Annotated in this window: 22 protein-coding genes; 21 read left to right on the top strand and 1 reads right to left on the bottom strand. The window is 37.7% G+C overall.

What is annotated here, in order from left to right; translation table 11 throughout:
• Window positions 1–534 precede the first annotated feature (534 nt).
• The 20 genes from ACFXN8_RS03095 (at window position 535) to ACFXN8_RS03000 (ending at window position 22,137) form a co-directional block, all read left to right on the top strand.
• Window positions 535–975, top strand: a complete 441-nt coding sequence (locus tag ACFXN8_RS03095) for a MaoC/PaaZ C-terminal domain-containing protein (RefSeq protein WP_323649193.1) — start codon at window positions 535–537, stop codon at window positions 973–975.
• Window positions 976–1,027: 52 nt separating this feature from the next.
• A complete protein-coding gene (locus ACFXN8_RS03090; RefSeq protein ID WP_376075288.1) occupies window positions 1,028–1,744 on the top strand; it encodes a response regulator transcription factor in 717 nt (238 codons plus the stop codon).
• The gene (pnpS, locus tag ACFXN8_RS03085) at window positions 1,741–3,276 is read left to right on the top strand and encodes a two-component system histidine kinase PnpS (RefSeq protein ID WP_386842694.1); all 1,536 of its coding nucleotides are present in this window, start codon (window positions 1,741–1,743) and stop codon (window positions 3,274–3,276) included. Before ACFXN8_RS03090 ends, pnpS begins: the two co-directional genes overlap by 4 nt.
• Window positions 3,277–3,730: 454 nt before the next feature.
• The gene (locus ACFXN8_RS03080) at window positions 3,731–4,099 is read left to right on the top strand and encodes a CidA/LrgA family holin-like protein (protein ID WP_376075285.1); all 369 of its coding nucleotides are present in this window, start codon (window positions 3,731–3,733) and stop codon (window positions 4,097–4,099) included.
• A complete protein-coding gene (locus ACFXN8_RS03075) occupies window positions 4,096–4,809 on the top strand; it encodes an LrgB family protein (protein ID WP_376075283.1) in 714 nt (237 codons plus the stop codon). Before ACFXN8_RS03080 ends, ACFXN8_RS03075 begins: the two co-directional genes overlap by 4 nt.
• A 186-nt stretch (window positions 4,810–4,995) precedes the next feature.
• Window positions 4,996–6,000: an FtsH protease activity modulator HflK gene (gene hflK, locus ACFXN8_RS03070; RefSeq protein ID WP_386842691.1), complete on the top strand. Its 1,005-nt coding sequence runs from the start codon at window positions 4,996–4,998 to the stop codon at window positions 5,998–6,000.
• Window positions 6,000–7,010 (top strand): protease modulator HflC, encoded by a 1,011-nt coding sequence (gene hflC / locus ACFXN8_RS03065; protein WP_386842689.1) that lies wholly within the window; start codon window positions 6,000–6,002, stop codon window positions 7,008–7,010. Before hflK ends, hflC begins: the two co-directional genes overlap by 1 nt.
• Before the next feature lie 914 nt (window positions 7,011–7,924).
• Window positions 7,925–8,356, top strand: a complete 432-nt coding sequence (locus tag ACFXN8_RS03060) for a DNA polymerase I (RefSeq protein WP_376075275.1) — start codon at window positions 7,925–7,927, stop codon at window positions 8,354–8,356.
• 205 nt (window positions 8,357–8,561) lie between these two features.
• On the top strand, window positions 8,562–11,189 hold the full coding sequence (gene polA / locus ACFXN8_RS03055) for a DNA polymerase I (protein WP_386842687.1): 2,628 nt from the start codon (window positions 8,562–8,564) through the stop codon (window positions 11,187–11,189).
• A gap of 12 nt (window positions 11,190–11,201) precedes the next feature.
• Window positions 11,202–12,074 carry a bifunctional DNA-formamidopyrimidine glycosylase/DNA-(apurinic or apyrimidinic site) lyase gene (mutM, locus tag ACFXN8_RS03050; RefSeq protein WP_386842685.1) on the top strand — a complete coding sequence of 291 codons (873 nt, stop codon included), beginning with the start codon at window positions 11,202–11,204 and terminating at the stop codon, window positions 12,072–12,074.
• Between the two features lie 13 nt (window positions 12,075–12,087).
• On the top strand, window positions 12,088–12,681 hold the full coding sequence (coaE, locus tag ACFXN8_RS03045; RefSeq protein ID WP_386842683.1) for a dephospho-CoA kinase: 594 nt from the start codon (window positions 12,088–12,090) through the stop codon (window positions 12,679–12,681).
• 757 nt (window positions 12,682–13,438) lie between these two features.
• Window positions 13,439–14,461, top strand: coding sequence for a glyceraldehyde-3-phosphate dehydrogenase (locus ACFXN8_RS03040; RefSeq protein WP_370075649.1), 1,023 nt, complete (start codon window positions 13,439–13,441; stop codon window positions 14,459–14,461).
• Between the two features lie 210 nt (window positions 14,462–14,671).
• On the top strand, window positions 14,672–15,142 hold the full coding sequence (gene nrdR, locus ACFXN8_RS03035) for a transcriptional regulator NrdR (protein ID WP_049667519.1): 471 nt from the start codon (window positions 14,672–14,674) through the stop codon (window positions 15,140–15,142).
• Between the two features lie 16 nt (window positions 15,143–15,158).
• On the top strand, window positions 15,159–16,544 hold the full coding sequence (locus ACFXN8_RS03030) for a replication initiation and membrane attachment family protein (RefSeq protein ID WP_376075262.1): 1,386 nt from the start codon (window positions 15,159–15,161) through the stop codon (window positions 16,542–16,544).
• Between the two features lie 2 nt (window positions 16,545–16,546).
• The gene (dnaI, locus tag ACFXN8_RS03025) at window positions 16,547–17,485 is read left to right on the top strand and encodes a primosomal protein DnaI (RefSeq protein ID WP_376075378.1); all 939 of its coding nucleotides are present in this window, start codon (window positions 16,547–16,549) and stop codon (window positions 17,483–17,485) included.
• 653 nt (window positions 17,486–18,138) lie between these two features.
• Window positions 18,139–20,070, top strand: a complete 1,932-nt coding sequence (gene thrS / locus ACFXN8_RS03020) for a threonine--tRNA ligase (RefSeq protein ID WP_376075260.1) — start codon at window positions 18,139–18,141, stop codon at window positions 20,068–20,070.
• 564 nt (window positions 20,071–20,634) lie between these two features.
• Window positions 20,635–21,138: a translation initiation factor IF-3 gene (gene infC / locus ACFXN8_RS03015; protein ID WP_025114499.1), complete on the top strand. Its 504-nt coding sequence runs from the start codon at window positions 20,635–20,637 to the stop codon at window positions 21,136–21,138.
• A gap of 31 nt (window positions 21,139–21,169) precedes the next feature.
• Window positions 21,170–21,370, top strand: coding sequence for a 50S ribosomal protein L35 (rpmI, locus tag ACFXN8_RS03010; protein ID WP_004226312.1), 201 nt, complete (start codon window positions 21,170–21,172; stop codon window positions 21,368–21,370).
• A gap of 54 nt (window positions 21,371–21,424) precedes the next feature.
• Entirely contained in the window at window positions 21,425–21,784 is a 360-nt protein-coding gene (gene rplT / locus ACFXN8_RS03005; RefSeq protein ID WP_053592414.1) for a 50S ribosomal protein L20, read from the top strand.
• Window positions 21,785–21,876: 92 nt separating this feature from the next.
• A complete protein-coding gene (locus tag ACFXN8_RS03000; RefSeq protein ID WP_376075255.1) occupies window positions 21,877–22,137 on the top strand; it encodes a DUF1294 domain-containing protein in 261 nt (86 codons plus the stop codon).
• 59 nt (window positions 22,138–22,196) lie between these two features.
• On the opposite strand, the gene ACFXN8_RS02995 is transcribed toward ACFXN8_RS03000, so the two are convergent.
• On the bottom strand, window positions 22,197–22,592 hold the full coding sequence (locus ACFXN8_RS02995; protein WP_376075253.1) for a sigma-w pathway protein ysdB: 396 nt from the start codon (window positions 22,590–22,592) through the stop codon (window positions 22,197–22,199).
• Between the two features lie 103 nt (window positions 22,593–22,695).
• Between ACFXN8_RS02995 and ACFXN8_RS02990 the strand changes: the two genes are divergently transcribed.
• Window positions 22,696–23,181: a dUTP diphosphatase gene (locus ACFXN8_RS02990; RefSeq protein WP_376075252.1), complete on the top strand. Its 486-nt coding sequence runs from the start codon at window positions 22,696–22,698 to the stop codon at window positions 23,179–23,181.
• The last annotated feature ends 29 nt before the right edge of the window (window positions 23,182–23,210 follow it).

Raw genomic sequence — 23,210 nt, 5'->3', positions numbered from 1 at the left:
AACTTCACTTGGATTGGCTAGCATGATAGCCTTGTTCGGCTATGTAGTCGCTGGTTTTGGCTGATATTTATGAGAGTAGAGGTTTCAATGTCAAGTAGTAAATATTCATACACATGAATATTTGAGAGAAAGTGTACATACTAAGACAAACAAAAATGTACATCTCGATGCGAACATTTATAGCGTTGAAATATATAAATTTATAAGAAATTCTACGCTATCGCTGATTGTAGTGGAAGGCTACTCGACTCCCGTGGGAAAGCGAGACAGGCGAGACCCTGCACGGAGCGAAGCGTAGGAAGCGGCTCGGCGCTCGCCCACAGGAAAGCGAGTAGCCTGGAACGGAAATCAACCCCACGTTTTGGTAGTAAACTTTTATCAATTTCGCTTTGGTGTAATGGTAGCTGTCGCGTTCTATTTGTTACAAATAAAAAATGCTGAATGAAGATAAAATGGTTATTCTGCTTTTCGTTGTACTTTTGGAATAAAATTGATACTATGAAGGTATATGATAGAAAAGGGGTTGGCGTATTTTTGCTTCAAAAAAACAGTAAGCTTGGTCTCACTATTGATGAAATTACAGTTGGCGAGAAGATTCATATTACCGAAAAAATAGAAGATAAGGATTTATTGCTTTATTTGGGACTTACGAATGATAATAATCCGCTTTATATTCAACATGATTATGCTGCAATGACACCTTTTCAAAAGCCAATCGTACCAACAATCATGTTAAATGGCATTATTACTTCTGCTGTGTCAAAGTATATTCCTGGACCAGGTGCACGAATTATTGAGCAACATATAAAATATTTAGGACCGCTCTATCATTATGAATTATTTGATACTCTTTTAGAGGTAACGGAAGTAAATAAATTACAAAATACGATTACTGTATCTGTACACTCATATAATGAGCAAAAGCAGCTTGTGATTGAAGGTACTTTACTGGTGACACCACCACTTACTTTATAGACGTCTTGAGATTTGAAATGGGGGTTTCAAATCACTAACGGAGGCATTACACATGACAAAAACGATTTTAGTTGTTGAAGATGAATTTTCTATTGCGACATTATTGAAATATAATTTAGAGCAGGCTGGATATGTTGTAGAAACAGCTGCAGATGGCCAAGAGGGTCTGGATAAGGCAATTGACTTACAGCCAGATTTAATTCTATTAGATTTGATGCTTCCAAGACTTGATGGTATGGAAGTTTGTAAACAAATTCGTCAACAACGTATGAATACACCTATTATTATGCTTACAGCAAAGGATGACGAATTCGATAAAGTACTTGGTCTAGAGCTAGGGGCAGATGATTATATGACAAAGCCCTTTAGTCCTCGCGAAGTGTTAGCGCGGGTAAAGGCTGTTTTAAGACGTTTTACACAAAATGTAGTGGCTGAAGATAAGAGTGGGCCACAAGAGAAAATGTATGAATTTGGACAATTACGTGTCTTTCCAGAGCGTTTTGAAGTATTTTTACATGATGAAGCACTGGAATTTACACCAAAGGAATTTGAGCTACTCATTTATTTACTTGAAAATAAAAACCGTGTTTTAACGCGTGATCAGCTATTAAGTGCTGTATGGAAGTATGACTTTGCTGGCGATACTCGAATTGTGGATGTGCATATAAGCCACCTTCGCGATAAAATCGAGGAAAATAGCCGTAAGCCGATATTCATCAAAACAATTCGCGGCCTTGGCTATAAATTCGAGGAGCCGAAAACGACATGAAATCAATGAGCAACCGCTTATTCTTGACATTCATGCTATTGCTTGGAACGATATTAGCTGTCCTAATGATTGTAATAGGTCAGCTTTTTCCTGTTTATATAGAACAGTACAACGAGCAGGCTAGTGTAGAGAGGCAAGAATCCATTAACCAAGTATTAGATGAACGAAAGATTGAATTATCTAAGGAAGATAAAGAGGCGCTATATACTGCGCAAAACATTGAGGCTAAAGATTCTCTATTATCGACTGTTCATGCGCGGCTTTATGTAGTGCTAGCGATTCTTTTTATAATAGCACTTATGTTAATGGCTGTTGTAAGTCGCTATATGATTCGAAATTTCACTGAACCTATTGATAACGTGACAGATACAGCACTTGAGCTGGCGAAGGGAAATTATCGTGCTCGTGCCCATGAAAATGAGCATGCACGCATGATGCCGCTTAGTCACTCCATCAATATTTTAGCGCGTAATTTACAGGATATAACGACGATTCGCGAGGTAGAAGAAGAAAGGCTTAAAACGTTAATTGAAAACATGGGAAGCTCTCTCATGATGATTGGGCGTGAGGGAAATATATCTATTGTGAACCGTGTATTCTTAGAACGTTTCGGTATGCAAATTGACGATGTACAAGGGAGAGTTTTTCGTACAATAGGCTTACCTAAATCACTAGAGCAATTTATCGACCATGTGTTTCTAACAGAAATGCCTTATCGACAACAAATTAAAATGGAGGTCCAACAGGAGCTATATAATAAGGAAGTGTACGGAGCACCTGTTATAGGAGATCATGGTCGATGGCTTGGTGTCGTTATCGTTATGCATGATATTACGGAGCTTGTTCGTTTAGAGCAAATTCGTAAGGACTTTGTAGCAAATGTATCCCATGAATTGCGTACACCTATTACATCTATTAAAGGCTTTTCTGAAACTTTACTGGATGGTGCATATAAGGATGAAAAAATGCTGCTATCTTTTTTAGAGATTATTTATAAGGAAAGTAACCGTCTGCAGATGCTGATTCAGGATTTACTAGAGTTATCGAAAATTGAACAGCATGGTTTTACCGTTAATATTATGCCGATGGGCTTGCAAGATGTACTTATACGTGGAGCAGAGTTGACAGGACCTCGTCTAGATGAGAAAAATATGAGCTTTTATGTTGATATAGAACGTGATGTTCAAGTTATGGGTGACGCCAATCGTATTATTCAAATTGTCACTAATTTAATTACCAATGCCATCACGTACTCTCCGGAAAATACAACCGTTACGATTCGATTAAAGGAAAATGAAACGCACGGCATTATTGAAATAGAAGACCAAGGTATAGGAATTGAAAAGCATGAAATTGCCCGTGTCTTTGAACGGTTTTATCGTGTGGATCGTGCGCGAAGCAGGAATTCTGGGGGAACAGGTTTAGGGCTTGCTATTGTGAAGCATTTAGTAGAGGCGCACCATGGTCGCATTCAGGTAGAAAGTGAAGTTGGTGTAGGGACAAAAATGATTGTCATGATTCCGAAAAATTAACGAATTCTTTACAATAGCACAATTTTAGATTCACAATGGGGTCTTATACTTGTTAGTAGAAACCCCCTATATTATTGTTAAGACTTTAAAATAGCTTGAAAAATCTTTATATATGAAGAATTTTTAACTTCTTTCAGTGGGTGTCTAAACATCCGCTGAAAGAAGTCAAACCTTCCAGACGCAATTATGCCGAGGCATAATTGATTTGTATTGCTTAGTTATAGCCAATAGGAAGAATCTATTACCAAATTTTTTGGTGGTAGATTCTTTTTCTGTTTTACAGGTAACGTAAATAGGTGTAAAGTATAGTAGCATAATATTCAACTAACAATCAATGTACTTGTTAGTTGAACCAATCAGGCTAATACGGTCAGATAATAAGCCTATTTTAATCTAGAAGGAATCTATATTACTGACCGTTAAAGCAGGATAAAAAATTGAAAGAAGGATGACCATGAAAATCGTCAAAAGTATCGTGCAAATCGGCTATCTTTATGTAATTTTATTTGTTGGGAATAGTATTGCACGCCTACTTCACTTGCCGATTCCAGGGAGCATAATTGGACTAGTCTTATTGTTTTTACTTTTGCAGTTTCATATTATTAAGCTTGAATGGATTGAGCTAGGTGCAGGTTTATTACTTAGTGAACTATTACTATTTTTCATTCCATCTGCAATCGGAGTAATCGACTATACTACATTATTCGGTGTGCAAGGTGTGAAAGCTGTTCTTGTTATTGTATTGAGTGCCATAGTTGTAATGTTTGCAACAGGTTTCACAGCGCAATTACTAGGGCAACGAAAAAAAGGTGATACTGCATGAGCTTTTTAATAGCTTTAGTAAGTTTACTAGGTACTATTGCAGTTTTTTATACTAGTAAAATGTTTTATAAAAAGTATCAGAAGGAATGGTTGACACCTATACTGATCACTCCATTAGTGGTCATTATCATTTTGTTACTAACGGGTACATCTTATAAATCCTATACTGCAGGAGCTAGTATTTTATCAAATTTACTTGGACCAGCAACAGTTGCATTTGCGGTACCAATTTATAAAAATTTTAATCTATTAAAGAAACATGCTTTTGAAATTTTTCTAAGTATTGCAGTTGGCTCAGCCGTTGCTATAACATCATCATTTATCATTGCCGTAGTAATTGGATTAAATAATGAGCTTGTGCATAGCTTAGTTCCGCGTTCAGTTACGACACCAATAGCGATGGACATTTCCAATATGATTGGTGGCTCTCCTACCCTTACTGCAGTTTTCGTTATGGTAACTGGTATTTTAGGGAGTCTCATAGCACCGTTAGTGATTAAAGTATGTCGTTTCCATCGACCATCCTCTAGAGGTCTCATGTTAGGAATGGGAGCACATGGTACGGGTACCTCTAAAGCATTTGAAATTGGTGAGCTTGAAGGTACTTTTGCAAGTCTTGCTATGATTGTAGCTGCATTAATTAGCATTGTTTTATCAACAACTTTTTTCCCAGCATTTGAACATCTAGTTGTCAATATCCTGTTGCCTTAAATGGTAACAGGATTTTTTTCGGTCCTATTTTATTTATGGGGTATGATTTTTAGATGGAGGATCAGCGCTTTACAATGCTCCTTATGTCAAACTGCCTAAAATAAAAAACTAGTTTATTAAAATATTTTGAAACTTTTAAGTAAGTGTCCCGTATACAATAGTACTAAGCTTAAGGGAGGATTAGACATGAGTGTGAAAAGGTCGCTAATGATGGTGGGACTTGGGATTTTTGCTGCTGTTGCACTTATTGCTGTATTTACATCGTGGTACACGGTAGATGAATCAGAACAAGCAGTTGTCATTACGTTCGGTCGTGCTGATGATACAGTAACAGAACCGGGTTTACATTTTAAGTTACCTTGGCCTGTACAATCGGTTGAGGTTTTATCGAAGGAAACATTTAGTTTGCAGTTCGGCTATAAGCAAAATAAAGAAGGGGAATTGGAAGCTTATGATGCCGAAACAAAAATGATTACAGGGGATGAGCATATTGTTTTAACAGACCTTGTAGTTCAATGGAAGATTACAGAACCGAACAAGTATTTATTCAGCTCACAAGATCCAGAAAAAATATTACATAGCGCTACGTCGAGTGCGATTCGATCTATTATCGGAAGTTCCAAAATCGACGCTGCGTTAACTGAAGGAAAAGCAGACATAGAAGCAAAATCACGAGATTTACTCGTTTCTCTTATTGAAAAATACGATATAGGTATAAGTGTTTTAGGGGTAAAACTACAGGATGTTGAATTACCGAATGCAGATGTGCGAGCAGCCTTTACAGCTGTTACAGACGCACGAGAAATGAAGAATACAAAAATAAATCAAGCAGAAAAATATGAGAATCAGCGAATTAGTGAAGCACAAGGTGAAAAGGATGCAATTATCTCGAAGGCGGAAGGTGAAAAAACAGCGCGTATTGAACAGGCTCAAGGGGATGTAGCTGTCTTTAATAAAATGTATGAGCAATATAAGGGCAATCAACAGATTACACGCGAACGTTTAATTTTGGAAACACTTGAAAATGTATTACCTAAAGCACAAATTTATATTATGAATGATGATGGGAATACAATGAAATACTTGCCTCTTCAAGCGTTGCAACCTGCAAAACAGGAGACACCTGCAACACAGGAAACAACTACGACACAGGAAACACCAAAAGAGAAAAAAGAAGGGAGCGGTAACTAATGGATCAAAAAAATAAGGATCTTGAAAAATTCCTGAATTTTTTATCGGGTAAATCCAAAAATACTGCTTCGAAAGAAGGGAATACAGAGGATAATGTAATTAAAATGTCGAAAAAAAGCCCGATGAATCCAAAAAAATATATATCTCTTGCCGTCACTTTAGCTGCCGTTTTCGCCATGGCTATTATAGTATTTGTGAATGTTTATATTGTTAAAGAATCCGAATACGCAGTTGTTAGACAGTTTGGGGAAGTAGTGAAGTTTCAGAGTGAGCCTGGCCTGAAAATAAAGGTTCCATTTATTCAAAGCGTCACAAAGCTTCCAAAAAACCAAATGACTTATGAAATTTCTGAAGAGGAAATTAATACAAAGGATAAAAAACGAATAATCATTGATAATTATGCAGTTTGGCGTATCACAGATCCAAAGCAATTAATTTCGAATGCAGGAACAATAGAAAAAGTTGAAACACGTATGGAAGAGTTTATCTATTCGGTTATTCGCTCAGAGCTTGGTCGAATAGAATATAAGGAGATTATTAACGACGAAAACTCTTCGCGTGGTAGTATTAATGACCAAGTCACAAAACGAGTTAATGAATTGCTCTCAAACGATAAATATGGAATTGAAGTAGTGGATGTCCGTTTGCGTCGTATCGACTTGCCAACGGAGAATGAGCAATCCGTGTTTACGAATATGATTTCAAATCGTGAATCAATCGCACAGAAATACCTATCTGAAGGTGATGCTGAGAAACGTCGTGTTGAAGCACAAACAGATAAAAAAGTTCAAGAAATGCTAGCAACAGCTAAAAAGGATGCAGCATTGATTCAAGCGGAAGGTGAAGCAGAAGCAGCTAAGATTTACAATAAATCGTTCTCTCAAGATCCTGAATTCTATTCATTGTACCGTACATTAGAATCATATAAGAAAACTGTAGGTGAAGACACGGTCATTATTTTACCATCTACTTCACCATATGCAAAAATATTATCTGGCTATATTAAGTAATACTATTATTCTTGCAGGGATAAATATATGAAGTCGTCTCAAATTTTTTGAGACGGCTTTTTTTACATTTATGAAACAGGCGATATATTTCTACATATTAGTTACTGGTTTAAAGATTCATTAACCATAACGTGGGGTTGATTTCCGTTCTGGCTGGGGCTTTGTTGTTGCTGTCGCTACGCTTTCGCACAGATAAAACAATTGTTGCTGTCGCTACGCTTTCGCACAGATAAAACAATTGTTGCTGTCGCTACGCTTTCGCACAGATAAAACATTGTTGCTGTCGCTACGCTTTCGCACAGATAAAACATTGTTGCTGTCGCTACGCTTTCGCACAGATAAAACATTGTTGCTGACGCTTCACTTTCGCACAGAGCAAAGCTTCCTGGGGGCGTCCGATGAGCCGCTTCACTCGCTCCAGGGTCTCGGGCCAGCACGATGTTGGTCACGAAGGCGTTATCACAGGACGTGATGTTCTTAGCCTTCGTTCCTCTATTGCTGATCCCCAAGGAGTCGCCCAGTCGTAACGAAGATCAACTTATGTATGGCATACGTTTACAATAAATATAATCCCTAATGAGTAGTTTATAGAAGAAATGTTTAATGAATCCGATAATATATCTCAGTTTTCATGATATTTAGAAGGTATCGGTACTTTCGTGGATAAAAAATTCTTCAAAATAAGATAAGTGAAGCTGCTTTTTAAGAGTGATCTAGTTATAACTGCAATCTTCTATACTATTTAATTTTTCTAGTCTGGTTTTAGGGATTTTTAATCATATTTTTTATAAATATCTTTCAAATATCGATTGTGTGTTATGAAAATGATAGAAATTTATAATTTTGTGTTTCGTAAATTACTATTATCTGATAGAATGATAATGTTCAAGAATTAAAAAATGGGGGTAATCGTTGTGAAGTTGCAAATTAGCAAGTGGCTCCAAAATCTATTGATAGCCTGTAGTATTGCATCGTTATTTACACTTTTCTTCCGTCTATCAGATTTTGCATGGATCACAAAAAGTGTTTATCATATACCAGTATTTTTTGTTATTTTGTTTTTATTAGGTTTAGTCATTGCTGAGGATGTACGCAAGATATTTAAAAGAATATTTTTGTACGAGAAACGCAAGGTTAAACGTCCTATATGGCAAGTAGGGATTGGCTTTATTTTCTTCTTAGCGCAAATCGGCACTGTAATGGTGTTTAATACAGAGCTTACACAACCGCAGCTTGGTGGTATGCCATTATTTTTAGTATTTGCCTTTATGAATGCTTTTATTTTGACAGTCATATATGAAGAGATTTTCTATCGCAAAGAAAAGACAACTAAAGCTAGTGAATAATATCGGAAGAGTCAATTACAATGAGTGATTGGCTTTTTTTGTGTCGTCAATCCTGAGTTATACTGTTAATGTAGAAAATTTGGCGATTTTCATCGTTATGATTGGTAAAATAACCGTTTTCTCGATAAAGTAAAAGGAAGAGGCATTTTCAAACATACGTTTTCGTTTTACAATTAAGAAGACGAAAACGCAGGAGGATAAAATCATGACAAAGGAAAAATTGCTATTATTGGACGGCAATAGTTTAGCATATCGCGCGTTTTTTGCGTTGCCATTATTGACGAATGATAGTGGAATTCATACGAATGCAGTGTACGGCTTTACAACAATGCTACAAAGAATATTGGAGGAAGAGCAACCAACGAAAATTTTGGTTGCCTTTGATGCGGGTAAGACAACCTTCCGACATGAAACATTTACGGAATATAAGGGTGGTCGACAAAAGACTCCACCAGAATTATCTGAGCAGTTCCCTTATATACGTAAGCTTATCGATGCTTATGGTATTAAGCGATATGAGCTTGAACTGTACGAAGCGGACGATATTATAGGGACACTTGCCAAAGAAGCTTCATCACATGATATGGACGTCATCGTCGTATCAGGAGATCGTGACTTAACACAGCTCGCGACTGAGCAAGTAACAGTATATATTACTAAAAAAGGCATTACTGAAATTGAAAGAAATACACCAGAATTTATTGCAGAAAAATACGGCTTAACTCCCCAACAAATTATTGATATGAAAGGTTTAATGGGGGATTCTTCAGATAATATTCCTGGTGTACCAGGTGTCGGTGAAAAAACGGCTGTTAAATTACTTAAAGAGCATGGTTCAGTGGAGTCCCTTTATGCGGCAATGGATACGGTGAAGGCTTCTAAAATGAAAGAAAAATTAGTTGCCAATGAAGAACAGGCGCTAATGAGTAAAAAGCTAGCTACTATTTTTACAAAAGCGCCGATTGATATAACGCTTTCTGATCTTGCTTATAATGGTCCGAATGAGGAAGCGTTAATTAGTGTGTGGCAAGAGCTTGGTTTTAAATCATTACTAGATAAAAGTGATTTTACTGTCCAAGAAGAGGAACAAGCGCCTTTTGACTATGAAATTGTGCAAGAAGTAAAGCAAGAGCATTTAAAAGATGTAATGGCAGTGCATTTGGAGTTAGAGGACGAGCATTATCATACATGTCAACAACTAGGTATTGCACTAACAGATGGAGCGAAAACAATGTACGTGCCGTTTGATCTTGCGGCTAAATCAGATGTTCTTCGTCTTTGGTTAGAAGATTCTACTAAAATAAAGTATATGTCTGATTCAAAAGCATCTCAGGCTGCGTTAAAACGTGCGGGAATACGTTTAGCTGGTGTGGAATTTGACTTATTGCTTGCTTCTTATATTAATAACCCTGGGCTAAGTGGAGATGATGTGGCAACTCTTGCAAAAGAACTAGGCTATCGTAATGTGCAAGCAAATGAGGCTGTTTATGGTAAAGGGGCGAAACGAGCTATACCAGTCATAGATGCACTTGCTGAGCATGCCAGCCGCAAAGCCTTTGCTGTGTGGTCTTTACAGCCAAAGCTTGAGGCAATGTTAAAGGAAAATGAACAGTTCGAACTCTATAAAAACTTAGAACTTCCGCTTGCTTCTATTTTAGGGGCAATGGAAAGTGAGGGAATCACGGTCAATCATGCCACATTAGAGAAGATGGGTCAGGAATTAAATGACAAGCTAATTGTTATCGAACAAGCAATTTATGCTGAAGCAGGAGAAACCTTCAATATTAATTCACCAAAGCAATTAGGCGTTATCCTCTTTGATAAACTCGGTCTTCCTGTTATTAAAAAGACGAAAACAGGCTATTCCACTGCAGCAGATGTATTGGAAAAATTAAAACCAGAGCATGCCATTATTGAGCATATTCTTTTATATCGTCAGCTTGGAAAATTACAGTCAACTTATATCGAGGGCTTACTAAAAGAAATCCATAAAGAGGATGGAAAGGTGCATACTCGATTCCAACAAGCATTAACAGCTACAGGACGTTTAAGCTCAACCGATCCGAACTTACAAAACATCCCGATTCGCTTAGAAGAAGGACGGAAAATTCGTCAAGCGTTTGTGCCATCGAAAGAAGATTGGATATTATTTTCTGCCGATTATTCGCAAATCGAATTGCGTGTATTAGCCCATATGTCGAAGGATGATAATTTAGTCGAAGCTTTCCGTGAAGGTATGGATGTTCATACACGTACAGCGATGGATGTATTCCATGTTTCAGCAGAAGAGGTCGATAGTAATATGCGTCGTGCTGCAAAAGCGGTGAACTTTGGTATTGTCTATGGGATTAGTGATTATGGCTTATCGCAAAACTTGGATATTACTCGTAAGGAAGCTGCTACATTTATCGAGAAGTATTTTGCAAGTTTCCCAGGTGTAAAACAATATATGGATGATATCGTCCAAGATGCGAAGTTTAATGGTTATGTGACAACGATTTTAAATAGACGTCGATATTTACCTGACATTACGAGCTCGAATTTCAATCTGCGAAGCTTTGCAGAGCGTACTGCGATGAATACGCCAATTCAGGGAAGTGCAGCGGATATTATTAAAAAAGCAATGATTGATATGGATGCTCGTTTGAAAAAAGAAAATATGCAGGCAAAAATCCTCTTACAAGTGCATGATGAATTAATATTTGAAGCACCTAAAGAGGAGATTGCATTGCTTGAAAAAATAGTACCAGAAGTTATGGAGAACGCAATCGAGCTTTCAGTACCATTAAAAGTAGATTTTAACTACGGTGCAACTTGGTACGAAGCAAAATAAGGAGAGGTTAAAATGCCTGAATTACCAGAGGTTGAAGGTGTCGTCCAGGCATTAAAACCTAAAATTGAAGGGCGGACAATTCAACAGGTTCAACTATCTGAAATTATTCGTTTTTCCTTTGGGGAGGGAAAGCAATGTATCGTGAAGCAAGCTGAGCCTGATGCATTTGAAATATCCTTGTCTCAAATGACGATCACAAAAATCGAACGACGTGCAAAATACATCTTTTTTCATTTATTGAAGGAAGATGTCCCCTATGTGCTTGTTAGTCATTTAGGGATGACAGGTGCATGGTTTGTGGTAAATTCGCCTGAGGAAATCCAAGAGGCGAAATTTAAAAAACATATTCATGCTACATTTCAAATGGCAGATGGTGGCTATTTAATTTATTCGGATATACGCCGCTTTGGTGAACTACGTTTTTTAACAAAAATTGAAGATCATGCACCATTAACAAAAATGGCACCAGAGCCATTCGATGAAATAGCATGTGATTATTTTATTGCGAAATCAAAGTTGCCGAAATATGAGAAAAAGGCCGTTAAGGATGTCATTATGGATGGGCAGGTCATTTCGGGCTGCGGCAATATTTATGCTACAGAAGCATTATTTGCTCAAAAAATTCATCCGGCCCGCACAATGAACAGCATCAGTGAAAAGCGTAAGCGTGCATTATTCGAGGCGATTGTCGCTATTTTACGCCAAAGCATTGAAGCAGGAGGTTCAACAATTTCAGACTATCGTAATATAAATGGTGAGGCTGGAAGTATGCAGAATCGACTGCAAATGTATGGGAAAAAAATGTGTCCAACGTGTGGAACTGCAACGAGCCAAATGACGATAGGTGGGCGCACATCAGTCTTTTGCCCAAATTGTCAACATTAAAGGGGATTTAACTATGATTATCGGACTAACAGGAAGTATAGCAAGCGGAAAAAGTACAGTAGTAAAAATGATGACAGCACTTGGTTTACCGATTGTCGATGCAGATATTGTAGCGCGTGATGTTGTAGAACCAGGGACGGAGACTTTAAAGTTAATAGCTGAAAATTTTGGAGAAGTTATATTGCTAGAAGACGGTAGTTTAAATCGTGCCAAGCTTGGCGATATTATTTTTCACGAGCCTGCAAAGCGTAAAATGTTAAATGATATTATGCATCCTGCTATTCGTAAGGAAATGTTACGCCAGCGCGATGCTTATTTAGAGGCTGGAGAAAAGCATGTTGTGATGGATATTCCACTTTTATTTGAAAGTAAGTTACAACATTTTGTCGAGCGTATTATCGTGGTATCGGTTAGTGAAGAGGTACAGCTTCGTCGATTAATGGAGCGTAACAACTTATCAAAAGAGGATGCACTAGCTCGAATACGTTCTCAGTTACCTCTGTCAGTGAAAGAAAAAGGTGCCCATGCGGTTATTTATAATAATGAAAATTTAGAACAAACCGAGCACCAATTAAAAAAAATCCTGACTTATTGGGATATTTTATAATTAATTTAGAATCTGTAAAATCATTCGATGCGTAGCAATGACATATTGCTACGCATTCTTATTTTTGATAAACAAAATAAAAAAGAATCTCTTTGAATGCTGAGGTGCTTATAGGGTGTTCGTTGAGCTTTCAAACGGGAGTCGAGTAGTTTTTCACTTTAATCAATGATACGTAGAACTTTTTTTATTTTAAGCTTTTCAAAAGTGAGCGTTATCCTACTCAATAGTCAAACAGAATAGACTTATTACAGAGACGCGTTTGTACATCTTCCGTTGCTTCTGCTTTGCTTTTCGCACAAAATGAAACAACTTGTGCCGTCGCCTGCTGAAGTTTTATCACTGTAAATTAGAGTGACATGCTAGAATTACACGTTATGTGAAGAAGTTGATTGGAGCGGAGGCTGGACGCCCCCAGGAAGCTCTGCTCTGTGCGAAAGCGAAGCGTCAGCAACAAAGCGCCCAGCCGGAACGGAAATCAACCCCCGTTTTGCCGAAGGAGCCATACTTTATTTAATATGACACCTTAATTTCATTGATACAATAATTAATAACATAGATGCGTAGCAAGAACACTTTGCTACGCATTTTTTTTGTGGAGTTATACCATAATAAGGACAAATTTAGGTGGTTTTATTTTTCAGAAAATAAGAACTTTAATATTATAAATATATAATGTTCATCTTTTTTGAAATTGTGTTATACTATTCGCATAAAGTATATAATTAATATGAGTATGACTCACAGGAGGATTTTATAAATGACAGTATCAGTTGCTATTAATGGTTTCGGACGTATCGGACGTATGGTTTTCCGCCAAGCGATCGTGCAAGAAAGTTTAAATATCGTTGCGATTAACGCTAGCTATCCAGCTGAAACATTAGCACATTTGATTAAGTATGACACAAATCACGGAACATTCGAGGGTACAATTGAGCCAGCAGGCGATGCTTTAATTGTAAATGGTAAACGTGTTCAAATTATTAGCGAACGTGACCCATTAAAATTACCATGGGCAACAATGGGTGTGGATATCGTTATTGAAGCAACTGGTAAATTTAATGATCGTGAAAAAGCAGCAATGCACTTAGAAGCAGGCGCAAAGAAAGTTATCTTAACGGCACCTGGTAAAAACGAGGACGTAACAATTGTTTTAGGTGTAAATGACGAGAAACTTGATATCGCAAAACATGATGTTATTTCAAATGCTTCTTGTACAACAAACTGCTTAGCCCCAGTTGCCAAAGTATTAAATGACACATTTGGTATTGAAAGCGGATTAATGACAACAGTTCACGCTTATACAAATGACCAAAAGAATTTAGACAATCCACATAAAGATTTACGTCGTGCACGTGGTTGCGCACAATCAATCATCCCAACTTCTACAGGTGCTGCAAAAGCATTAAAATTAGTGTTACCAGAATTAGAAGGCAAAATTCATGGTATGGCACTTCGTGTTCCAACACCTAACGTATCATTAGTTGACCTAGTAGTTGATTTAAACACAGACGTAACAGTTGATTCTATCAATGCTGCATTTGTGAAGGCTGCTACTGAAGGTCCAATGAAAGGTATCTTAAACTTCTCAGTTGAGCCTCTAGTATCTTCTGATTACAATACAACAACTTACTCTTCTACAGTAGATGGACTTTCTACAATGGTGATGGGTAACCGCAAAGTGAAAGTACTTGCTTGGTACGACAATGAGTGGGGTTATTCTGCACGTGTTGTAGATCTTGTGAAAAAAGTGGCAAAAGCTTTAGAAACAGTTAATGCATAATAATAATAATTAGACCGAGCACGTTGAAATCCCAGTGATTTCAATGTGCTTTTTTTATTTAGATAGCTAGTTTAAATGTAGAATCTATGCTTGTACTTTAGCCTTTCAAGGTTTATCATGAGCACACTAGCGTCAATGCGCTTTTCTTATACATAGGAAATTTGTTATAATAGAAATATTAAATTGTTGTGAAATCAGGAGAGTAATTATATGAGATGTCCATCTTGCCAATTTAACGGAACGCGTGTTGTAGATTCGAGGCCAGTTGATGATAATAAAGAAATTCGTAGACGTCGTGAATGTGAGTCATGTGGCTTCCGCTTTACAACGTTTGAAAAAATTGAAGAGACACCATTAGTTGTAGTGAAAAAAGAAGGTTCACGAGAAGAATTTAGCCGTGAAAAGGTACTTCGTGGGCTTATTCGAGCTTGCGAAAAACGTCCTGTTTCTCTAGAAGTGCTTGAAGGTCTAGTAATGTCTATTGAAAAAGATCTTCGTCGTATTGGGAATTCTGAAGTCCGATCCGAGGATGTAGGAGAAATGGTAATGGATCGCTTAGCTAAAATCGATGAGGTTGCGTATGTGCGCTTTGCATCGGTTTATCGTCAATTTAAGGATATCAATGTCTTTATTGAAGAAATTAAAGAAATTATCCAACGTCAGACAGAGCAGAAATTATAGGAAACAGAGAGGGTGAATGACGTTGATCCATTTGTATAAGGAATTACAGCCTGCTGATTCTTTTGACATTCGTCTACCTCATGCACTTTCTACGCAGGAACGTCAATTAGTAACGCTTTTTTATCAGCCTTTAATTGGAGCGGAACCAATCAGCCTTTATTTAACATTATGGGCAGAAGCTGAGCAAATGCCAAAGCAGCAAATGACACATTATTATTTAATGAATGTGCTAGGGCTTCCTATTGGCAAAGTATTTGAGGCACGTATTGCGCTTGAAGCAATTGGTCTGTTACACACATGGAAAAAAGAGGATGCTGGCCAGCGAAGCTTTTTATATGAGCTGATACGTCCACTTGATGCAGATAGCTTTATGAAAGACCCACTGCTGTCGATGTTTTTATTTAGTAAAATAGGGGAGCAAGCTTATCGGAAGTTACGTCAGCGTTTTATTCCATCTGCAAGAGATGCAGAATTTAAAGATGTATCGCGTGCCTTCATAGATGTTTTTAAGCCTGTAAGTACAAACATTCCAGATGATTTACAAGCTGATACTAGTAGCAAGGATAAACAGCAAAAAGTATATCCATTTTATTTTGACCAGTTTGACTTTGAACTGCTGCAAGCGGGCTTATCGGAGCAACTAGTACCGGCAAGCTTACTAACATTTGAGGTGCGTGAAACAATAGCGAAATTAGCATTTTTATACCGCTTAACTGCACTCGATATGCAAAAAGTAGTGATTCTGGCTTTAGATGATGACCTAGGTATTTCACTGGAACGTTTACGTAAAGCCGCTGCGGATTTTTATAAGCTAACGGTATCAAAAGAGCCACCAAAGCTTGCTAGAGTGAGTAAGCAGCCGTCATCCATAGAGGAATCAGGCCAAAAAACAAAGGATCAGGAGCTTCAGCAATATTTAGAGACGACTCCCCCAGTGCAAGTACTGCGAGATATCAATAATGGCAAAGAACCTCTACAGACTTCCGTACAGCTTGCTGAGAGTTTAATTGTCCAGCATGGAATGCCAGTAGGGGTTGTTAATGCTCTTCTGGAATATGTAATGCTAACAACTGATATGAAGCTACCTAAGAAATATGTGGAAACGATTGCGGATCATTGGGTACGTAAAAATATTCAAACAGCAAAAGAAGCAATGGAACTAGCACGTAAAGAGCATGATAAGTACACTACGTGGAAAAATAAACCCCAGTCTTCGGCAAAAAAGAACTCTTACACAAAAAATCGCCGAGAGGAAAAAGTACCAGATTGGTTTTATAAGCGTAATGAAAAATCAGAGGAAGTATTAAAAGATACAACAAATACTGACACTACTGATTTTGAAAAGGAAAGACAAAAGATTCTAGAGAAATTAGGTAATATTCAAAATAAGGTAGGTGAATGACAATCGAACCGATTAATGGACCATTAAAAAGAGCAATTAAGGTACCATCATTTCAAGAACGATATGAAGCGATGCGTCGAGAAATATTAGAAAATCCTCGTGTGCAAGAGTTTTTAGCTGAGCATGTGGATGAGTTAAGCTATGATACAGTTGAACGTAATTTACCGAAGCTTCATGAATTTATTAGCCAATCTACAGTCTGCTGTGGCTGTGACAATACAGGAAGTTGTACAAATTACTTAAAAGGTTTTTTACCTACTTTACGTGTAGTAAGGAGTACTGTTGAAATTGATTATGTACGATGTGAGCAAAAGATACGTGAAGATGAGCGCCGAGATGTTGCTAATATGATTGCAAGTATGCATATGCCAAAGGATGTGCTACAAGCTACAATAAGTGATTTATTTATTGATGATCATACACGTATTGATATTGCAAACCGTGCGGCTGATTTTGTTCAAAATGTACTAGATACAGGAAATTTACCTGCTAAGGGCTTTTATTTATATGGTCAATTTGGAGTGGGGAAATCTTTTGTGCTAGGCGCATTAGCTAATGAACTTGCGAAGGCTAAAGTAAAGTCAGTTGTAGTTTTCGTGCCTGAATTTTTACGAGAAATGAAAAATGCAATTGGCGACAACACGTTGAATGAAAAAATAGACTATGTGAAAAAGGCACCAGTGCTAATGCTTGATGATTTAGGAGCTGAAACGATGACTGCTTGGACGCGAGATGAAATTTTGGGGACTATTTTCCATTACCGCATGGCAGAGCAATTGCCAACATTCATTACATCTAATTTTAATTACGATGAGTTGGAGCATCATTTAGCACAGTCACAGAAAGGTGACATAGAAGTCGTAAAGGCGGGACGTGTTATGGAACGTATCAAAGCCTTGACAGAACCGATTAAAATGGGTGGGGAAAATAGACGTATGTAAGATTGGCAGTTGCATTTTACGACAATCGAGCGTATACTGTCACATATAATAATTAACATCTTTCAGTGGGTGTCCAAACACCCACTGAAAGATGTTAAAGCCTCCGGCGGATGTCACGGAATCGGAAAGAGTTCATAAAGGATGTTAGCCTAAAACCATCGCATCCATGCGATAACGGCTAACTGACCTGCATCGGTAAAAACGCCACGTCCTGTGGCATTACCGAAATGACCGACATCGTGTCGGCCATCGTGCAGGCCTAAGCACAAAGCCGATTCTGGACGCAATTATACCGAGGCATAATTGATCAAATGCATTGATGAGGACATGAATTTTGTGTAAGGCTTTTAGAGAGGGAAGTCATTGGCTGTAAGCTTCCTAGTTTGAGCACACTATTTACTACCTGCTGAGCAGCGAAAGGGATAATCTTTCGCCGGTCCCTAGCCCGTTAGCTAGCCTTGAGCTTCGTCTGACTAAAAAAGTCGGAAGGAAGAAGGGTGGAACCACGAGCATACGCTTCGTCCCTTTCGTAGGGACGGAGCTTTTTTTATTTTCGTTCAGTGGAAAAAAGTGGTGAAATGAATGCGGATAAATTCCGGGGATTCTTGAACTTCAATCATGCAACACAACAAAACTATAAGGAGTGCGGAAAAATGTCAGATATGATTAAATTAACTTTCCCAGATGGCGCTGTAAAGGAATTTGCAAAAGGCACATCTACTGATGACGTAGCATTATCAATTAGCCCAGGACTTCGTAAAAAAGCATATGCGGGTAAAGTAAATGGTGTCTTAGTCGATTTAAAAACACCAATTGAAGAGGATGCAACAATCTCAATTATTACTCAGGATGATGAGGAAGCACTGGAAATCTTACGTCACTCTACTGCACACTTAACAGCACAGGCGATTAAACGTTTATTCCCAGATGTTAAACTTGGTATTGGTCCAGTTATTGAAGGTGGCTTCTATTACGATATAGATGCACCAACTCCAATCACTGCTGAAGACCTACCAGCAATCGAAAAAGAAATGAAAAAAATTATCGCTGAAAATCTAGAGATAGAGCGCAAAAATGTTAGTCGTGCAGATGCACAAGCAATCTATGAAGAAATCGGCGATGAATATAAATTAGAATTACTTGAAGCGATTCCAGCAGATGAACAAGTTTCTATTTACCATCAAGGTGAATTTTTCGACCTTTGCCGTGGTATCCACGCACCATCAACTGGCAAGCTTCGTGAGTTCAAACTTCTTTCATTAGCGGGTGCTTACTGGAGAGGTAACTCAGATAACAAAATGCTACAACGTATTTATGGTACAGCATTCTTTAAAAAAGAAGAATTAAAACATCACCTACAAATGCTTGAAGAAGCAAAAGAACGTGATCACCGTAAAATCGGTAAAGAATTAGAGTTATTTACAACTTCTCAAAAAGTTGGTCAAGGCTTACCGCTATGGCTACCAAACGGTGCGACAATCCGTCGTGTTATTGAGCGCTATATTGTAGATAAAGAATTATCTCTTGGTTATAAGCATGTATATACACCAGTACTTGGTTCTAAAGAGCTGTACCAAACTTCTGGTCACTGGGATCATTATCAAGATTCTATTTTCCCACCAATGGAAATGGACAATGAAACATTAATTATGCGTCCGATGAACTGCCCTCACCATATGATGGTGTACAAAAACAGCATGCATTCTTATCGTAACCTACCATTACGCATTGCAGAGCTTGGTACAATGCACCGTTACGAAATGTCAGGCGCAGTTTCAGGTTTACAACGTGTACGAGGAATGACTTTAAATGATGCACATATCTTCGTTCGTCCAGACCAAATTAAAGTGGAATTCCAAAAAGTAGTACAATTAATTTTAGAAGTTTACAAAGACTTCGATTTAAATGATTACTCATTCCGTTTATCTTACCGTGACCCAGCGGATACTGAAAAATACTTCGACGACGATGCAATGTGGGAAAAAGCACAAAGCATGTTAAAAGAGGCAATGGATGAGCTTGGCTTAGATTACTTTGAAGCTGAAGGTGAAGCTGCATTCTACGGTCCTAAACTTGACGTACAAGTAAAAACTGCAATTGGTAAAGAAGAAACTTTATCAACAGTTCAGCTTGACTTCTTATTACCAGAACGCTTTGACTTAACTTACGTAGGAGAAGATGGTAAACCACATCGTCCAGTTGTTATTCACCGTGGTGTAGTATCAACAATGGAACGCTTCGTTGCCTTCTTAATTGAAGAATACAAAGGTGCATTCCCAACATGGTTAGCACCAGTACAAGTTGAAGTCATTCCAGTTTCAAACGAAGCACACTTTGATTATGCAAAACAAATTGAAGAGCAATTAACTGCAGCGGGCTTACGTGTTGAAATGGATGACCGTGAAGAGAAACTAGGCTACAAAATCCGTGAAGCACAAATGAAAAAAATCCCGTATATGCTTGTGATCGGAGACAAAGAAGTAGAGGCTGGTGGCGTAAACGTACGTCGTTACGGCTCAAAAGATTCAGAAACAATTAGCTTCCAAGACTTCTTAGCGAATATTAAAGCAGAAATTACAAAATAATTTTCGTAATTTTGCCGGCGAATACGATTAATTAGAATTCGCCGGCAATTTTTGAAGGGTAATCTTAATTTTATTTAAACAATATTATTGATTTCATCACCAAATGTTGGGGTGACACTTGTTAAAACAAATGTCATTTATATAAGTTGATTGGAATGGAGGCTGGACGCCCCCAGGGAAATCAACCTCATGTTACGAAGATGAACCATTATAATAGTTTAGATTATAAAATTTTAGGTTACTTTAATAATAATAAGCTAAAAAACATTTGACAGCTTATAAAAGTACATGTTAATATAGTTAAGGTTAATGAATACAAAGTTTGTGGTTGAAGTAGAGGCTGCCCGCTTCTCACCTGATACAACGCTCTTGGGCTGTGAACAGGTATTACACGTTGAATTGTTTTGCGCAGACTTGCGCATGCACATATAGCGGGCGGACATCTTAGTGTCCGTCCTTTTTTTATGGACATGACAAGAGGATGTACCGTTCAACCGGGCAAGGCTTTGCCCAAACCATGTATTCGCGACAACTACTTGGAGGTGGATTACTATTAGCAAAGACATGTATGTAAACGAAGGCATTCGCGCACGTGAACTTCGATTAATCGATCACAATGGTGACCAGCTTGGTGTAAAGACACGTAATGAAGCGCTAGAAATCGCCACTCGTGTAAACTTGGATCTTGTCCTTGTGGCCCCTCAAGCCAAGCCGCCAGTCGCTCGTATCATGGACTATGGTAAATTTAAGTTTGAACAGCAAAAGAAAGACCGTGAAATTCGTAAAAATCAAAAGGTCATCGTAATGAAAGAGGTTCGTCTGAGCCCATCAATCGATGAGCATGATTTCCAAACGAAGCTACGTAATGCGATTAAATTCCTTGAAAAAGGTGATAAAGTAAAATGTAGCCTACGTTTCAAAGGTCGTGCGATTACACATAAAGACATTGGTCAACGTGTGTTAGATCGTTTTGCTGAAGCTTGTGCTGAAGTATCGACGGTTGAACAAAAACCGAAGATGGAAGGCCGAAGCATGTTCTTAGTTCTTCAACCAAAGAACGAGAAATAATATTAGACGAACAGTTTAGGAGGAATTCGACATGCCAAAAATGAAAACTCACCGTGGAGCTGCGAAACGTTTCAAAAAAACGGGTTCAGGTAAATTAAAATATGACCGTGCTTATGGAAGCCACTTATTCGCAAACAAATCTACAAAACAAAAACGTCACCTACGTAAAGCAAATATCGTTTCATCTGGTGACTTCAAACGCATCAAATCATTACTTGTTTACATGAAATAATTGACTAAAAAATACTAACATTCATTTTTAAATGAAAAGCAGGAGGTAATTCATATGCCACGCGTAAAAGGCGGAACAGTGACGCGCAAACGTCGTAAAAAAGTATTGAAATTAGCTAAAGGTTACTATGGTTCAAAACATACATTATACAAAGTTGCTAACCAAGCAGTGATGAAGTCAGGTCAATATGCATACCGTGACCGTCGTCAGAAAAAACGTGATTTCCGTAAATTATGGATCACTCGTATCAACGCAGCTGCTCGCATGAACGGTCTTTCATACAGCCGCTTAATGCACGGTTTAAAAGTTGCTGGTATCGAAGTTAACCGTAAAATGTTAGCTGACCTAGCTGTAACTGATGCAGCAGCATTCACTCAATTAGCAGACACTGCAAAAAAAGCTGTTGCTAAATAATTAGTGATATAATGCTTTCACAAGACTGATGGATTTATCCGTCAGTCTTTTTTGTGTTAGAGTAGTAGTAAATAGAGAAAAAGGAGTATTCAATGGTACAAGCATTATTAGCGTATATGGCGATCGTTTCTATAGTCCTGCTCATTATGATGGGAATGGATAAATCAAAAGCAAAAAAACATGAATGGCGTATTGCGGAACGCACATTATTTACATTAGCAATCGCTGGAGGTGCAGTAGGGGGCGTGCTAGGAATGTATTTATTCCGTCATAAAACACGCCATAACAGCTTTGCATTTGGTTTCCCGCTACTAGCAGCTATTCAAATTTTTATCATAGTACAATTATGGTGATAAAACGCAAAAACATTCCGATAAAACTCGAAAATGTTCCGATAAATAAAAACACATCCTCATTCTGAGGATGTGTTGTGCATAAGCTTTTCAATGGGTTGCTTCCAATTTATTTTTGCGCTCGGATAGTTCAATAGGATTTCTTGCTGAAGGTATTCAAAATCTCTTTTCGTAAAACCTTGCAGTGTAGCGGCGTCTCGGGCGCCAACAAAAATCGTAACAACCTCGAAGGCTTCTTCAGTAGTACCGAGGTATTTTTCACCTTCGAAAAGAGCACCTTTATAAGAGATAAAGAAATTTTTTCGGACATTTTTGACGTCATCATAAAAATAGTATTGGCCTTTTTCATAGGCTTCATCAAGTTTTCGCTTAGGATCGGTTATATAACGAATCGCTTTATAAAATACATAGATAATAAGCGCAATAACAGCAAGACGAATAAGTAACGGCAACATTTTAAATTTCCCCCTTGAAGAAAGGTTATTCCTTCCTATACGATTGTATGGGGCAAATAGTTTCACTTTATATAAATATTTTTAAGAAATTTAGGAGAAAAAAATGAATTTACAAAAATTGTTTAAAATGCAAAAAGAGCTTGATGATTTCATCGAAAAAACACAAAATATTGACCGTGATGTATTTAAAGAAAAAGGTTTAGCCTTAATGGTGGAGCTAGCTGAACTAGCAAATGAGACACGTTGCTTTAAGTTTTGGAGCACAAAGGGAGCTTCAGAACGGGATGTGATTTTAGAAGAATATGTGGATTCGATTCATTTTATATTATCACTTGGCCTATTAAAAGGTTATACAGCGATAGAAAAATGGCCTGTGATTGAAGAGAAGAGAGATTTAACAGAGACATTTTTAATGACACAAGACTATATTTTAAGTTTTATTAGTCAACCAACAGAGGATAGATATTTAGCGATCTGGCAATGCTATGGATTACTTGCGTTTAATCTAGACTTTACGTTTGAGGACGTAGTTTCGGCATATATAGAGAAAAATGAAGAAAATTATAATCGTCAGCGTTCGGGGTATTAAAGTAAGAAATCCGACAATTTTCAGACGAT

This window comes from Lysinibacillus sp. NPDC059133 (genome assembly GCF_042755925.1).
In the GTDB taxonomy this organism is placed as follows: domain Bacteria; phylum Bacillota; class Bacilli; order Bacillales_A; family Planococcaceae; genus Lysinibacillus.
The sequence above is the reverse complement of the archived record's forward strand: the minus strand, read 5'-3'. Positions and strand labels throughout refer to the sequence as shown.